15 protein-coding genes are annotated in these 14,892 nt (G+C 33.4%); 7 read left to right on the forward strand and 8 right to left on the reverse strand.

Going from position 1 to position 14,892, the window contains the following annotated elements:
- Window positions 1-15 precede the first annotated feature (15 nt).
- Window positions 16-1,701 (reverse strand): gamma-glutamyltransferase, encoded by a 1,686-nt coding sequence (gene ggt / locus ACFX5D_RS07540; protein WP_379857630.1) that lies wholly within the window; start codon window positions 1,699-1,701, stop codon window positions 16-18.
- Window positions 1,698-2,282, reverse strand: coding sequence for an acyl carrier protein phosphodiesterase (locus tag ACFX5D_RS07545; RefSeq protein ID WP_379857631.1), 585 nt, complete (start codon window positions 2,280-2,282; stop codon window positions 1,698-1,700). The genes ggt and ACFX5D_RS07545 overlap by 4 nt, the downstream gene beginning before the upstream one ends.
- A gap of 119 nt (window positions 2,283-2,401) precedes the next feature.
- On the opposite strand from ACFX5D_RS07545, the gene glmM reads away from it, so the two are divergent.
- Window positions 2,402-3,790, forward strand: coding sequence for a phosphoglucosamine mutase (gene glmM / locus ACFX5D_RS07550; RefSeq protein ID WP_379857632.1), 1,389 nt, complete (start codon window positions 2,402-2,404; stop codon window positions 3,788-3,790).
- 82 nt (window positions 3,791-3,872) lie between these two features.
- On the opposite strand, the gene ACFX5D_RS07555 is transcribed toward glmM, so the two are convergent.
- From ACFX5D_RS07555 to ACFX5D_RS07565, 3 genes are all read right to left on the reverse strand, one after another.
- Window positions 3,873-6,407 (reverse strand): TonB-dependent receptor plug domain-containing protein, encoded by a 2,535-nt coding sequence (locus tag ACFX5D_RS07555; RefSeq protein WP_379857633.1) that lies wholly within the window; start codon window positions 6,405-6,407, stop codon window positions 3,873-3,875.
- Entirely contained in the window at window positions 6,394-7,308 is a 915-nt protein-coding gene (locus ACFX5D_RS07560) for a FecR family protein (RefSeq protein ID WP_379857634.1), read from the reverse strand. Before ACFX5D_RS07560 ends, ACFX5D_RS07555 begins: the two co-directional genes overlap by 14 nt.
- 61 nt (window positions 7,309-7,369) lie before the next feature.
- Window positions 7,370-7,885 (reverse strand): RNA polymerase sigma factor, encoded by a 516-nt coding sequence (locus tag ACFX5D_RS07565; RefSeq protein ID WP_379852873.1) that lies wholly within the window; start codon window positions 7,883-7,885, stop codon window positions 7,370-7,372.
- A gap of 259 nt (window positions 7,886-8,144) precedes the next feature.
- Between ACFX5D_RS07565 and ACFX5D_RS07570 the strand changes: the two genes are divergently transcribed.
- From ACFX5D_RS07570 to ACFX5D_RS07580, 3 genes are all read left to right on the forward strand, one after another.
- Window positions 8,145-9,188 (forward strand): hypothetical protein, encoded by a 1,044-nt coding sequence (locus ACFX5D_RS07570; RefSeq protein ID WP_379857635.1) that lies wholly within the window; start codon window positions 8,145-8,147, stop codon window positions 9,186-9,188.
- 96 nt (window positions 9,189-9,284) lie between these two features.
- On the forward strand, window positions 9,285-10,061 hold the full coding sequence (locus ACFX5D_RS07575; RefSeq protein ID WP_379857636.1) for a membrane metalloprotease: 777 nt from the start codon (window positions 9,285-9,287) through the stop codon (window positions 10,059-10,061).
- Window positions 10,062-10,098: 37 nt separating this feature from the next.
- Complete coding sequence (locus ACFX5D_RS07580) at window positions 10,099-10,680, forward strand: porin family protein (RefSeq protein WP_379857637.1); 582 nt, start codon at window positions 10,099-10,101, stop codon at window positions 10,678-10,680.
- Between the two features lie 87 nt (window positions 10,681-10,767).
- Here ACFX5D_RS07580 and ACFX5D_RS07585 read toward each other — a convergent pair whose 3' ends face one another.
- From ACFX5D_RS07585 to ACFX5D_RS07595, 3 genes are all read right to left on the reverse strand, one after another.
- Entirely contained in the window at window positions 10,768-11,457 is a 690-nt protein-coding gene (locus tag ACFX5D_RS07585; protein WP_379857638.1) for a hypothetical protein, read from the reverse strand.
- Window positions 11,458-11,529: 72 nt separating this feature from the next.
- Window positions 11,530-11,664 (reverse strand): hypothetical protein, encoded by a 135-nt coding sequence (locus ACFX5D_RS07590; RefSeq protein WP_379857639.1) that lies wholly within the window; start codon window positions 11,662-11,664, stop codon window positions 11,530-11,532.
- A 10-nt stretch (window positions 11,665-11,674) separates the two neighbouring features.
- Window positions 11,675-12,094, reverse strand: a complete 420-nt coding sequence (locus ACFX5D_RS07595; RefSeq protein ID WP_379857640.1) for a DM13 domain-containing protein — start codon at window positions 12,092-12,094, stop codon at window positions 11,675-11,677.
- A gap of 183 nt (window positions 12,095-12,277) precedes the next feature.
- Between ACFX5D_RS07595 and ACFX5D_RS07600 the strand changes: the two genes are divergently transcribed.
- The 3 genes from ACFX5D_RS07600 to ACFX5D_RS07610 all read left to right on the forward strand — a co-directional run bounded on the left by ACFX5D_RS07600 (window position 12,278) and on the right by ACFX5D_RS07610 (window position 14,847).
- Window positions 12,278-13,765: an aminotransferase class V-fold PLP-dependent enzyme gene (locus ACFX5D_RS07600; RefSeq protein ID WP_379857641.1), complete on the forward strand. Its 1,488-nt coding sequence runs from the start codon at window positions 12,278-12,280 to the stop codon at window positions 13,763-13,765.
- Window positions 13,766-14,345: 580 nt separating this feature from the next.
- Window positions 14,346-14,681, forward strand: a complete 336-nt coding sequence (locus tag ACFX5D_RS07605; RefSeq protein WP_379857669.1) for a helix-turn-helix transcriptional regulator — start codon at window positions 14,346-14,348, stop codon at window positions 14,679-14,681.
- A gap of 49 nt (window positions 14,682-14,730) precedes the next feature.
- Window positions 14,731-14,847, forward strand: a complete 117-nt coding sequence (locus tag ACFX5D_RS07610) for a hypothetical protein (protein ID WP_379857670.1) — start codon at window positions 14,731-14,733, stop codon at window positions 14,845-14,847.
- Window positions 14,848-14,892 lie beyond the last annotated feature (45 nt).

Raw genomic sequence — 14,892 nt, forward strand, 5'->3', positions numbered from 1 at the left:
TAGAATAGTATAAATTTAAAAACCAACCGCTTTATTATCACCTCTTTTATCTGCACCACCTTCTAGTTTACCATTTGGAAGAATTAAAACAGCATCTACTTCTCCAATGATTTCCTTGTTTTTTTCATTGATAATATATCCCTTTTTTTTCAAGTTATTTAATAATTCTTTATCAAAAGAATTTGGTTCAAATGTAATTTCATCGGGTAGCCATTGATGATGAAAACGAGGTGCGTTTACCGCTTTTTGCATGCTCATTCCAAATTCATACACATTCAATATCGTTTGTAAAACGGATGTAATGATAGTTGACCCGCCCGGCGTTCCCACAACCATAAAAAGTTTACCGTCTTTCTCCACAATTGTTGGCGACATAGAGCTCAGCATTCTTTTTTCGGGAGCAATGCTGTTGGCTTCCGTTCCTGTAAGTCCATATAAATTTGGAACACCTGGCTTTGCGCTGAAATCGTCCATTTGATTGTTTAAAAAGAAACCCAATTCATCACAATATATTTTAGAACCATAATTGTCGTTTAATGTAGTCGTTACTGATACAGCATTCCCTTTGGCATCCACAATCGAATAATGAGTGGTTTGCTTGCTTTCATATCCTTTAATTTTCCCATTAGCGATATCCGAAGATTTTGAAGCTTGATCGAATGAAAAATCAGTCATTCTCTTTTCTAAATAGGTTTGATCGACTAATTCTTTCAACGGAAGTTTTACAAAATCAGGATCTCCCAAGAAATAATTCCGGTCGGCATACGCTCTTCGTTCCGCTTCCGTAATTACCTGAATCGTTTTTTGACTGTTGTGTCCCATTTGTGAAAGGTTATAAGGCTCAATCATTTTCATGATTTGATTCAAACAAATTCCGCCACTGCTTGGTGGAGACATTGAGGTAATCTTTAATTCTTTATATTGAAATGTAATGGGTGTTCTCCATTTTGCTTGGTATTTTTTCAAATCCTCCATTGTTACATTTCCGCCTTTATTGGCTAAAAAAGCAACTAGTTTTTGAGCGGTTTCTCCATGATAAAATTCATCACGGCCATTCATTGCAATTCTTTTTAAAGTAGCTGCTAATGCTGGATATTTAATAGTGTCATTTTCTTTATATTCTTTTGAAAATAAACTGTTACGCCCGTTAACCTTGATGAAAGAAGCTCGGTAATCCGCTAGACTTTGCGCTTGAAATTTAGTAACGACAACACCTCTTTCTGCCAAAGCAATTACAGGTTTAAGAATTTCACCTATGGGTAAAGAACCATATTTTTTATGTACTTCAAATATTCCTGCAATGGTACCCGGAATTCCGGATGCCAAAGCGGTTTCTCTACTTTTACCTTCAATAACATTTCCGTTTTTATCCAAGAACATATCTTTTGATGCTGACAAAGGTGCTTTTTCTCGGTAATCTATAGCACCTGTTTCGCCATTGGCTTTTCTGAAAACCATGAAACCGCCACCACCAATATTTCCTGCCTGTGGATGTGAAACCGCCAAAGCCAGTTCAGTCGCTACCATAGCGTCAAAAGCGTTTCCACCTTTTTTCATGATTTCAACTCCAATTTGTGAAGCTTCTTCCCGTGCCGAAACGACCATGGCTTTTGAAGTTACTAAACCAGTGGGTTCTACCGTTTTTTCATTCGATTTGCAACCCAAAACGGCAAAGGCCAGTAAGAATAGTATTTTTTTCATATAGTGATTATTTTAGTATTCGAAAATTGTATTAATTCTTGAAAAAAATTAGTGAACTCCTTTTCAAATTCCGTATAAAATTCTGAAAGTTCATTAGTAGCAAAGCGCATTTTAGATTCGTTTTTGGTACGTTGATCCATTTGCGTCAAAATTCGATTAATTCCTTCCACCGTTTGATAACTAACGAGCCAATTTTGCTCAATCATATAGGGCATTATTTCCTTGGTCCTTTCCGAAAGAGTGGTATGGTTATCCTGTAAAGATTGATAAAACCTTGCTACAAATTCTTCCAATTTCTCATCAGAATAAGTGTTCCAGTTTTTTGCCAAAAAGTGATCATAAAAAACATCTACAATCACTCCGGCATAATGATGGTAATTTTGATGAAGTTTTTTAGTACTTTGTCTAAAAATGGGATGTGCATCGGTAAAAGTGTCAATAGCACGATGCAGGATGATTCCTTTTTGAATTTCTAAAGGATAACTCTCAAAATGTTTTCCACGAATTCCGTCGGCCATGAAATTGCCAATTTTGATTAAATTATTATCGCCGGAAAGATAGATATGTGCTAGAAAATTCATTCGCCTAATTTAGGAATTTAAATGATGAATTTTGAATTCTAAATGACTTTTATAAACCGTCAATTATTATATTTGTGAGCAATTTAAAATTTATATTTCAAAAATTAAAATAATAATCAATGACTTTAATAAAATCAATATCAGGAATTCGGGGAACAATAGGAGGTAAAGTAGGTGATAATCTTACACCAGTTGATGCGGTTAAATTTGCTTCGGCGTATGGAACTTGGTTGAAAAAATATATTGGTAAAGAAAAAATTACTGTTGTTGTAGGTCGTGATGCTCGTATTTCTGGCCCCATGATTCACAATCTAGTAGTGAATACTTTAATAGGTTTGGGAATTGATGTTATTGACTTAGGGCTTTCAACAACACCAACGGTTGAAGTTGCTGTTCCTCTTGAAAAAGCGGAAGGTGGAATTATTCTTACTGCTTCGCACAATCCTAAACAATGGAATGCCTTGAAATTATTGAACGAAAAAGGAGAATTCCTGAATGGCGAAGAAGGGCTTAAAATTCTTGAAATTGCTGAGGCGGAAGCTTTCGATTTCTCGGATGTGGATGATTTAGGCGCTATTATGATTAACGATGCGTATATGGATATTCATATTGACGAGGTCTTAAATTTACCACTTGTAGATGTTGATGCTGTAAAAGCGGCTAAATTTAAAGTGGTGGTGGATGGTGTAAATTCTTCAGGAGGGATTATTATTCCAAGATTACTGGAATTAATGGGCGTGGAAGTAGTAGAATTATATTGTGAACCAAACGGACATTTTCCTCATAATCCGGAACCTTTAAAAGAACATTTGACGGATATTTCAGAATTAGTAGTTAAAGAAAAAGCCGATTTAGGTATCGTGGTAGATCCCGATGTGGATCGTTTGGCTTTCATTTGCGAAAACGGTGAAATGTTTGGTGAAGAATATACCTTGGTGGCTTGCGCCGATTATGTTTTGAGTAAAACACCAGGAAACACCGTGTCAAATATGTCGTCGTCTCGTGCCTTGCGTGATGTTACCAATTTACATAACGGAAGCTATGAAGCCAGTGCCGTAGGCGAGGTAAATGTAGTGGAATTGATGAAGAAGAATAATGCGGTGATTGGCGGTGAAGGAAACGGCGGAATCATTTATCCGGAATTGCATTACGGTCGCGATAGTTTGGTGGGAGTGGCATTGTTTTTAACGCATTTGGCCAACAAAAAAATGACTGTTTCGGCTTTGCGCGCTTCGTATCCTGAATATTATATGAGCAAAAATAAAATTGAATTGACACCACAAATTGATGTTGATGAGATTCTTGTTGCTATGACGGAGAAATACAAAAATGAAGATATCACAACCATTGACGGAGTAAAAATTGATTTTGCAGAAAATTGGGTTCATCTGAGAAAATCGAATACCGAGCCAATTATTCGTATTTACACAGAAGCTTCTTCACAAGAAAAAGCAGATGTGTTAGCACTTCGAATCATTGAAGAAATAAAAGCAGTAGCAGGAATTTAATTTCATGTTTTTATATAATAGGAACCCTTTCAAAATAAAATTTGAAAGGGTTTTAATTTTTCTTATGCGGTATAAAATGGAATTAAAAATTCACTCTAAAACTTACATTTGGGGTTAGGCCAAGTGATTTGTTATCCACTTTTATAGCGTTATCAGTGTTGTTTGGATCGACCTTGTAATACCTATTGATTATATTATCTTCGTTAGTTAAATTAATTATACCTGCACGCACAGTTGCCTTTATGGCATTTGTAACATTAAAGTTATAACTAAAGGATGCATCCAAACGCATGAAATTATTTAGGCTGCTACCATTAGGGCTATCATAATTGACCATCGTTGTATTGCCAATGGTTACTGTTTCATCACCTTTAACTGGTTTTGTATATGGTTGTCCATTTCTCCAAATTCCGCCAATAGAGGCTTTTAAGTTTTTATTAATTTCATAGTTAAGGCCAAAAGAAATCGAATGTCTAATATCTGCATTATTCGGGAATGTCGATGGATTAAAAATTTCAAATTCATAATCATTGACACTAAAAGTATAACTAATCCAAGTACTATAGTTGCGAGCAGTCTTATTTGCTAAAAACTCGATGCCTTTTACAATATAGCTGCCATGAGCATTTTTATATTGAAAATTGTTATAAAATCCCTGATTGGAGGCGGTGATTCCGTCAACTTTTTTTATGAAACCCGTAAGATCAACCATTAGCTTATTTTTATTGAATTCCACACCAACAGAACCCTGCTTGCTTATGGCAATAGGAATATCATTATTATTTACCAGAACCCAACGTCTTTTCTCCACACCTAGAAAATCATCCTCAAAATCTACAATTTGAGTAGTAGATTGGTTTTTAAATTCTCCTTCAAGTTTTAACGCAAATTCGTTTGATAATTTTTGTCTAAAGTTTATTCTCGGCTCCACCAAAAACTTTGCAAATTTTTGAAAATAATTTAAGCGTACCCCAACTCTCAAATAGGTGTTTTTTTTGTTGAATTCGGCTTCAGAAAATACAGCATGATTTCGCAATACGTCTTTTATGGTGCTGGAGTAGGAAGGATTACTAACAACGGTTTGATTGAGCATACCCGTTTCATTTAATTGATAACCAACTAAGAAATTTAAGTGCTCATTAGTTTTGTAATAAGTATTCAATTTTACTCCCGTTTCAAGCACTTCATTGGCTTCAGTCAAGCGTTGATCCGTTTCAACTCTATAATCCGTAGCATCAATATTATATCTAGAAAAGTAAGTGTTGAAGTTGGAGCTTAATTTTGGACTCCATTGTGCTTTCCAATTTCCTCCGTAACCAATATTTTTCTGAGATAGGTTACTGGTTTTAGATTGGTTTGTATTTGAGTTTGCAGTTAAACGTTCTGAATAATCTAACGCATTATTAATCCCAATAACGTTAGCTCTGAATTGATGTTTTTCATTTAAATCAAAAAGCAATTTAGCCGTATAATCATAGAAGTAAAAGTCAGATGAAGTATCATTTTTATCGCTGTCGGCATTGATTTCACTGTCTTGAAAACTGCGTTCAAAATATCGGGTATAGGTAGGGGATTTAAATAATTCGGTAATAGAACGGCGTCCGGATATATGTAGTGCCAGGTTTCTAGCAATAGGGATTTCCAAAAACGCATCGGCACTGAGTAGATTTATTCCTCCGCCTCCTGTAAACGTATTAAATATGATATCCTTAGTGTACATACTTATCGTGCTGGAAACGCCATCGCTATATTCAGCACTTGTTCCGTTTTTGCTCACCACTACTTTTTCGGTAAGGTTTGGGTTGTAAGCAGAAATTAAACCGAAAAAGTGACCGGAATGGTACATTTTGATATTATCCCACAGGATTAAATTTTGATCATTAGTACCGCCACGAACGTTGATATTAGCGATGCTTTCATTGGAACTTTCAACACCGGGAAGCGCTTGTATAGATTGCAAAATGTCCGGTTCTATTAATCCGGGAAGAATACCAAATTTTTTAGTGTTTAAAACAGTGCTTCCATCTAAATATTTTTGTAATCCAGGGGTTAAATAGACATTTATCAAAACCTGATTCAGTTCCTCATTTTTTGCAGATAGAACAATTTCTTTGCAGTTTTTTTGTGCAGAAAACAATTCGCTTGCTTCAAATTGTTTGGATTCAAAACCCAAATAGGAAATGCTTAGTATTGCATTGATCGGAATGTTCTGTAATTTAAATTTTCCCGTTTCATCTGTTATGGTACTTTTTCCAATATCATTTACCAATATTGAAGCGCCAACTAAAGGAGATTTTTTTTCGTCGGAAACAATTCCACAAACAGATATTGTTTTGTTTAGCACAGAAATTGTAACATATCGATCGTCTAACGCCTTGAAATTCAGAGTGGTTTTCGAATTTAAATAATCAATTATTTCTTGTAATGTAAAAGAAGCATTCGGTTTGTCAATTTTAATGATGGCTACATCTTCAACAGCATACGAAAACTTAACATTGAATTGTTTTTCGAGGGAAATAATGACCTCGGTCAAAGGTGTTTTTTTAGCTGTATTTTGTCCGTAACAAATATTGCCAATAAAAAGTAGCAAATAAATCAGCCATTTATTTAAGACCATAGTTGTAAAATATAATATTTTTGCCTTCGGTGCTGTAACTTAATTGAAGCGGAATTGTAACCGCTTGAAGCGCTATTTCTTTGTCAGTATGTGTAAAACTTCCCGTAAAAAGTTTTGAAGTATCCACATCCTTCACTTTAATTTTTATATTATATTGACGCTCCAATTCTGCAATAACCTGATTTAATGGTATTTGATTAAAACTTGATTCTTGTTGAATCCACGAAGGATTTTGGGCATTAAAATCTTCAACATTTTCGATAATGTCATTTATAACTCGAAATGTTTTACCAGGTGGTAATTTTACGGTTTCATTTTTATACGTTACACTTACTAATCCCTCGTAACAATGAACTTCAAAATAGTTGTCCCGTTGTTTTACATTAAAATGTGTGCCTAGTACTTGAACGATTCCATCGGAGGTATTAACACTAAAAGTTTGTCCCTTTTGCACCTTAAAATAAGCTTCGCCTTGCAGTGATAAATCTCTTTTTTCTTTCCATTTCTTTTCATTGAAAGTTATTTTTGAAGCAGCATTTAATGTTACTTCTGAGTTATCGGGAAGATTGAAGGTTTTCGTTTGTGCTATTTGAGTTTCAAATGAGGTAGTATTATTAAAGAATAAAAAATAGGATGAAGTTAATAAAATAGCCAGAACAGCAGCAACTTTATAGAATGTTTTAAAGTTTAATGTTCTAACTTTTATTTCTTTTTTAGTTTTGTTTCTGAGCTTAAAAGCTTCAAGCGCAACAGCTGCATCCACTTTTGGAGTTTCCAATTGTGATGCATAATGAGCAATTTTTTCCAGCGTTTCAAAACCTTCAGATTGTTTTAAATCCTCAATTTCTTTGCTTGAAAGCCCATTATTCAACCATTTTAATATCTCTTTTTCGTTTTTCATTTTATATTTCTATGTTTATAAGACAACTAACTTTGTATTTACCCTATAGCTAAATGACTAATTATATATTTTCTATTTGGGCTTTTAATATTTGTAGTGCTCCAGACATTCTTTTCTCTACGGTTTTTTGAGAGATATCGAGTAACTCTGCTATTTCTCTATACTTTTTTCCATCAATACGATTCAGTAAAAACACTTCCCTTTGCACTTCGCTTAATGATGCGATTGCATGGGTAAGTTTTTGTTTAAATTCTTCTTCTTCTAATAAATATTCAGGACTTTGATTGTTGGTATCTAAATTTGGAGATTCTTTAGCATAAGCCAGTACGACTTTTTGATGCTTGATATTGTTTAGAAATAAATTATTGATGCTGGTAAACAAATAGGTTTTTACTTTACTAAAATCAATTTTGGAACAATTCTCCCAAATTTTAGTAAATGCATCCTGTACCAAGTCTAATGCAGCTTCGTTATCTCCACACTTATAATAAGCAAAGTTATTTGCCGATTGGACATGTTTTAAGTAAAAGTCTCTAAAATGATTTTCTTCGCAAAGTTTAGTGTTATCGTCGCTCATTTAATACTATTTCATTTTGGTAGGTGGTAAAAGTAAATTTTTTTTTCAAAATTAATGTTGCAAATTATGAGTTTACTTTATTTTAATTAAAATTTAAATGTTTAAAATATTGTAAATAAATGTGTTGCGTTTTATTTGATTAATTATTTTATTTTTTTTAGAATTTAGGGTAGGGTAAATATAAAGAGAGTTGTCTTACTAACAGAAAGGCGCAAGAAAGACCGCTTGTAAATATAAAAAAACATTAAATTTGAAAATCATGAAAAAATTAAAAACGATTACAGGGATTGCACTAATGGCTATTTTAGGTTTTACTTCTTGTCAAAGTGAAGTAAACGATGTTTACGGAGAAAATCCAAATACAAATGCAGCCAATTCTACGACTGCAAACAATTTAAAACGTACTTCTATGTACGATGGCTCATTTGATGATTTTATTGATGGAGCTTCTTGCTCTTCAATTGTACTACCAGCTAGTGCAAAAGTTAATGGTATTCAGGTTTCAATTTTAAGTCAACTGGATTACCAACAGGTAATTTCTATTTTAGGGCAATACAATAATAATCAAGATACTGTCGTTTTGCAATTCCCTTTAAAAGTAAGATTAAGTAACTATACAGAGGCTACTGTTATTAATCAAACCGAGTATAATGCTATTCTTAATGCGTGTACATCAGCAGAGGCTTCTGGACAAGATGCCATTTCTTCGGTAAATATTAACTTCCCAATTACAATTTTAACCTATAATGTAAGTTTAGTACAAACAGGAAGTGTTGTCATCACATCCGAACAACAATTATACACGTATATGTCTAATGTAAGTAGCACGGAATTATTTTCAGTAAAATACCCAATGACAGTTACACTTATTGATGGTACAAAAACAACAATTTCAAGTGACGCCGAATTTCAATCGACTATTAATGCATCTCTAAAAACAGAAGCGACGATGGCAGCTGCGATTGAAAATTCAAAAAAACTAGAGACAATTTTGGTAAATGGAAAGTTTAAAGTGGAATCATTTTTAACTTCAGGAGTCAATACCGCAACTAACTATAAAGATTACACGGTTGATTTTGCAAATAATTTATCTGTAACTGCTGTTAGTACATTAAGCGCAACTGTAAATGGAACCTATGCTGTAAGTTCACAATTAGAAGTTTTTCTTAAATTGAATTTTTCTGGTAATGCGACATTCAATTTATTAAACAATAATTGGAAAGTAATTAGTTTTACTGCGACATCAATTTCATTACAAAGTACTACTAACGCAGCAGTAACAGTAGTTTTGAAACAAATATAAAGCAGGGTTTAATTTGAATGCTATATAATAAATAACAGTTGCGGTAAATACTGTGGCTGTTATTTATAAATTAACTAATAACCTAAAAAGATAATAATGAAAAAAAGAATTGCAGTACTAACGATATGTTTTGGCTTATTACTATCCTGTTCAAAAGAGGATGATTTAAGTAACGTTTCCGGGACAGGAAGTTCCATTGCTAACAATAAAAAGCCTACCGGTAGTTCGGCAAATGATTTATTATCTGACAATACTTTTAAAAGTACAGTTGTTGAATTGGTTTATGTCGTAGGTTTTGAACCCACAACTGCCGCAATAAACAACTTCGTAGCGTTTCTAGAAGCAAGAACCTATAAACCTGAGGGAATAACTGTAATTAAAAGAGCAATTACCTCGCCTGGGAATGCTCCTTATACAAATGAAGAAATCGCAGCAATTGAGGATGCTAACAGAACAAAATACAATACGGCAAATCAAGTAGCAATATGGGCATTCTTTGCCGATGGACAATCAACTAGTGATACCAGTACAAGTGTTATTTTAGGAACCGCATATAGAAATACTTCATTTGTTATTTATGAGAAAACCGTTCAAGGTTTAAGCGACAGTCCATTTGAGCCCAACAGGGCTTTGCTTGAAACGACCGTAATTACACACGAGTTTGGACATATTCTTGGACTAACAAACCTTGGTACTGCTTTGCAAAGTAATCATGAAGATACGGCACATGCTAAGCATTGTAATGTAAATAGTTGCTTAATGTTTTGGTCTTCAGAAACAGGAAATGGTATTGGGAATATGGTTTCAGGTGGATCAGCGCCGCAGTTGGACGCGCAATGTATTGCAGATCTGCGTGCCAATGGAGGAAAATAAAATAGTATAAATATAATAATTCAAAAACAGTAATTTTATGAAAAAGCAGAATTTAGTATTAGCCTTATTTTTTGGGATGGTAGCTTCAATCAGTGCCCAAAATAAAACGTATCACAAATCAAGCGCAGGTATAAAAGGCGGGTATAATTTAGCCGCAGTAAATTATGATGGTCAAGGAGAAACAGGACAACGTCATGGATTTCATGTAGGTGTTTACGGTGAGGAATTTATTAGCCCAAATTTTTCAATTCAACCGGAATTAATGTATTCTCAACAAGGATATGAGATCAAAGACAGTAACGGGACATTTACGCAAAAATTAAATTATATCAATTTACCGGTAATGCTTAAAGCGTACCCTTCTAAAAATTTCTTTTTGGAAGCAGGCCCACAAATAGGATTGGCGATTTCTCACAAAGAAGAGTACAATGGTTTTATTAGTAGTTCACAAGAATACGATCCAAACAATTTTGACTGGGGAATGAACTTTGGAGGTGGTTTTAAAACCGATTCCGGTATAAGTTTAGGTGTTCGTTATCATTTGGGCTTAGGAGATCTGTATGATAATGGTCAGGCGCACAACAGAGTTTGGCAATTTTCAGTAGGGTTTGATTTATAAAACCTACCAAGTATATATTAAAAATGTCCAAGAATTCTTGGACATTTTTTTGTTTGTACTTCTATTTCTTTTTCTTTTGCTGGAGGTCTAAAAAGAGTATTTATAAATAAGCCCTCCAGTAAATTTCCGCGTTAAGCCATCTGGTCTAATTTCTCTCACTACAAATGGAGTAGCAACTGATAACTCTATAGAATTTTTAGAATTAATCGTATAAGAAACAATTAAATTCCCATTAATGGTCAATCCATCAGAGTTTTTAATGTTTTCTCTTTTTCCAAAAGTATTTTCATAGTTATCTTCACCTAAATGATAGATAAATAAAATATTGGGCTTAAAAGTGAATTTATTATTTGCAATTTGAAAGGAATAAGTTGTTCTAAAAAGCGCATCAGATTTTCTTTCGAATAAATTGGTAGAAGGAAAATCATCCGAGTTAGAAAACTCCTTAAAATATGAATTTTTATTGTTATTGAATGGAGGAATCTGAAAACCGGTATTTAAGTCCCATTTCTTATAATTTAAATTCAATCCCGCAATCAAGTCAAAAGTTCCAAGGCTCGACTGATAGTCTAGCGGAAGTGAAAAACCATTAATTTTTTGATTCGAAGTGGTAAAAGGTATTTTAAAACTTAATAGAGTACTCCATTGGGTTTTAGTTTTTATTTTCCAATTGTAATTTCCTATTAAATACCCATCACCCAAACCTCCTCTTTTTCCAAAACTTCCACTAGCGACCGAGTACGTGATTTTTGAACTTAACGATAAGCGGTCATTCACAGTCGTTGTATAGGTAACAGAAGGTGAAAAATAAGAAACATCGGCTTCACCAGCGCCAAAAAAACTTCCTATTTATATTCTGTTTTTATATTCTCGATCTGAAGTATGAAAGCTGTTGGCAATTGAACAAATCCCCGCGTCACTCCATCCTTGTGCATGGGAATTTGAAACGAATCCTAAAGCAAAAATTAATATTATTTTTTTCATGCGTATGTTTTTAATTTTTGGATAATTGTGCTATTGCAAAAAGATGATTGTATTGCTGGCAAGTAATTAGTACATATTTATAAAGTGAAACATCTACTCGCGACGGAATTTTGTAAACGGTTCCCGAAGTTAAATTTGCTAAAGTAACAAAGTCGGTTGGCGTATCTGTTTTAGAAAGATATACCTTTAAATCTGGGCCATTAGAAATACTAAAATTTTCCAATTGCACATCATTCTGATTTGCATTTAAATAAATTTTAGCAGAACCATTAACATTTATACCTGAAGTTGGCATAAAATTGCCTGTAAATACAGGAATTGTATTTTCAGGAATTCCAGCATCTTGCTCTGGTTTCCGAGTCAATTGACCTTCAATCTTACAGGAAAGTAGGGTAAAGAAGATGGGTAATAAAAATGCAATTTTTTTCATAGTCAAAATGGATTTTAATTCATACTTAATCAAGTAATCAAATTTAAAAGCAATCCGGTTTATTCTTTGTCAGCTAGTTTACATTTAGCCAATTTTTTTAATTTAGTTTAATGATGGGATTAACGATATTTGAAAAAGACTATTTAGTAAAAATCGATATCTTTGAACTCAAATTAAGTAACAATGACCACCACAGAAATGCCAACTCAATTAGAACAATACTTCCAACAGTTTCGCGATAACATTATTGGAATCAATCAAAAATTTGAAACTTCCTACGGGCAGCAACAAATTATTTATACAGATTGGACAGCCAGTGGTCGTTTATATCGCCCTATTGAAGAAAAACTGATGAATGAATTTGGTCCTTTTGTGGCAAATACACATACAGAAACTACCGTTTCGGGAACAGCAATGACTAAAGCATATCATCAGGCACGTTATATTATCAAACAGCACGTTAATGCAAATCGTGACGATGTTTTAATAACTGATGGAACCGGAATGACAGGAGTTGTTAATAAATTCCAACGTATTTTGGGTTTAAAAGTACCTGAAAACCTAAAAGATTTTATCACTATCCCAGTCGAAAAAAAGCCAATAGTTTTTATTTCGCATATGGAACACCATTCCAATCAAACTTCTTGGCTAGAAACTATTGCTGATGTTGAAGTAATTCCGTCTACTGAAGATGGTTTGTTCAGTGTTGAAAATTTAGAAATACTTCTTGAAAAATATAAAGATAGAACTTTCAAAATTGCTTCGATCACTTCTTGTTCCAATGTTACGGGAATCAGAACGCCGTATCATGAAGCAGCAAAATTGATCCATCAGCATAATGGATTGTGTTTCGTAGATTTTGCCTGTTCTGGACCTTATGTAAAAATAGATATGCATCCCGAAGATCCGGAAAGTTATTTGGATGCCATTTTCTTTTCACCACATAAATTCCTTGGAGGCCCAGGAACAAGTGGCGTTTTGGTTTTTAATAAAAAATTATATCTAAATTTAGTTCCTGATAATCCCGGAGGAGGAACCGTAAGTTGGACGAATCCATGGGGAGAACACAAATACATCGATAATATTGAAGATAGGGAAGATGGCGGAACACCTGGTTTTCTTCAAGTCATAAAAACCGCATTAGCTATTCAGTTGAAAGAGAAAATGGGAATTGATAATATTCTGAAACGCGAGCACGAAATCGTTGATTATGTTTTTGAATCATTAGGTAATGTGCCAAATATTAAAATCCTTGCCGGTCAACATCAGGATAGATTAGGGGTGATTTCTTTTTTTATTGAGGACTTGCATTTTAATTTAGGGGTGAAATTGCTGAACGATAAATTTGGAATTCAAACTCGTGGAGGTTGCAGTTGCGCGGGAACTTATGGTCATTTTCTGTTGCATGTAGACCAAGAAACCTCCCATAAATTAATTGACGAAATCACTTTAGGCGATTTAATCAGAAAACCGGGTTGGATCAGAATGTCTATTCATCCAACAACTACAAATGCTGAAATTGAATTCGTCTGTAACGGAATAAAAGCATTGGCCGAAAGTCATAAAACCTGGGCTTTGGATTATGATTATAATTCGGCTACCAATGAGTTTGTGCATCAGAACGCAAAACCTTTAGAAGATGAATTGGTTAAAAATTGGTTTTCGTTATAAGACTGAACATTTGTTTCATTAGTATTTTTTTAGATTGGATAAATAAATAAAACAATGAAGATAAACTTGTATTAAAAGTAATATAAAGACAATAAGTTAACATATTAGGAATCTAACTATCCAGAATAAAATTACATTGTAAGCTTATAAAAGCCTACAGTTTTTAACTTAAATAAAAAAGGCTAATTTTCTGCAGTCAATAAATGGAAACCGATACTAAATAATGATACTTTTTAGAAAACAACATGAATTATTTGGGAAAATCATTTTGAGAAAGTGATTATTGAAACCCCTTTTAAAATACCAAATCCAATGCCAGAGGAAGCTTGTTTTATTTACCTGGTAGAAGGTCACATTAAGTATGAATTGAAAATAAAAGCGTTACTATTCCAGTTAATGTTGCTGTCATATTAAAGTGTGGTAATTATTTTAGCCAAATTAGAAATAGTACAACATCAAAAAATAATCAGATTGTAATTGTTCATTTTCATCCTGAAATCCTAAAAAAAATTACAATACGGATTTACCAAAGATTTTTCAAGAGCCTGCGAAAAGAGATCTAAGTGTAAGTTTAGGAAAAATCAATAATGATTTTCTAATACAAAAATACATTGAAGGCATGTTGTTTTACTTTGATAAGCCAACATTTATAAATGAGGATATTTTGATCATAAAGTTAAAAGAGATTGTTTTGTTATTGTGTCAGACAAAAAATGCTCTTGTAATTCAGCAAATTTTATCTCAACTTTTCTCTCCTACAAGTTATTCTCTTAAACAAGTTATCGAGAATAATTTATTTTCACATTTTACTATGGATGACTTTGCACAAATGGCAAATCTTAGTCTTTCTTCTTTTAAAAGTGTATTCGAAAAAAATTACAATGACAGTCCTGCGAATTATATTCGGAATAAATAGTTAGAAAAAGCAGCAGTATTTATTTGTTTCAGAAGAGAGAGTCACGGATATTGCTTTTGATTGCGGTTTTAACGATTTGGCTAATTTTTCCACTCTCTTTCATGATAAATTCAATTGTATTCCTTCAACGTATCGATTGAACCAAATAGGCAAATTATTGAACTAATTACAAAAGTTTTTTCGACCTATTCATGCTATCTTTGTTTTGTTA

Source organism: Flavobacterium fructosi (genome assembly GCF_042787335.1).
In the GTDB taxonomy this organism is placed as follows: Bacteria; Bacteroidota; Bacteroidia; order Flavobacteriales; family Flavobacteriaceae; genus Flavobacterium; species Flavobacterium fructosi.

Coding starts and splice junctions, on each gene's coding strand:
- ACFX5D_RS07570 (WP_379857635.1), top strand. CDS start 8,145: ATGAAAAAATTAAAAACGATTACAGGGATTGCACTAATGGCTATTTTA.
- ggt (WP_379857630.1), bottom strand. CDS start 1,701: ATGAAAAAAATACTATTCTTACTGGCCTTTGCCGTTTTGGGTTGCAAA.
- ACFX5D_RS07575 (WP_379857636.1), top strand. CDS start 9,285: ATGAAAAAAAGAATTGCAGTACTAACGATATGTTTTGGCTTATTACTA.
- ACFX5D_RS07560 (WP_379857634.1), bottom strand. CDS start 7,308: ATGAAAAACGAAAAAGAGATATTAAAATGGTTGAATAATGGGCTTTCA.
- ACFX5D_RS07595 (WP_379857640.1), bottom strand. CDS start 12,094: ATGAAAAAAATTGCATTTTTATTACCCATCTTCTTTACCCTACTTTCC.
- ACFX5D_RS07555 (WP_379857633.1), bottom strand. CDS start 6,407: ATGGTCTTAAATAAATGGCTGATTTATTTGCTACTTTTTATTGGCAAT.
- ACFX5D_RS07600 (WP_379857641.1), top strand. CDS start 12,278: ATGACCACCACAGAAATGCCAACTCAATTAGAACAATACTTCCAACAG.
- glmM (WP_379857632.1), top strand. CDS start 2,402: ATGACTTTAATAAAATCAATATCAGGAATTCGGGGAACAATAGGAGGT.
- ACFX5D_RS07590 (WP_379857639.1), bottom strand. CDS start 11,664: ATGAAAAAAATAATATTAATTTTTGCTTTAGGATTCGTTTCAAATTCC.
- ACFX5D_RS07565 (WP_379852873.1), bottom strand. CDS start 7,885: ATGAGCGACGATAACACTAAACTTTGCGAAGAAAATCATTTTAGAGAC.
- ACFX5D_RS07545 (WP_379857631.1), bottom strand. CDS start 2,282: ATGAATTTTCTAGCACATATCTATCTTTCCGGCGATAATAATTTAATC.
- ACFX5D_RS07580 (WP_379857637.1), top strand. CDS start 10,099: ATGAAAAAGCAGAATTTAGTATTAGCCTTATTTTTTGGGATGGTAGCT.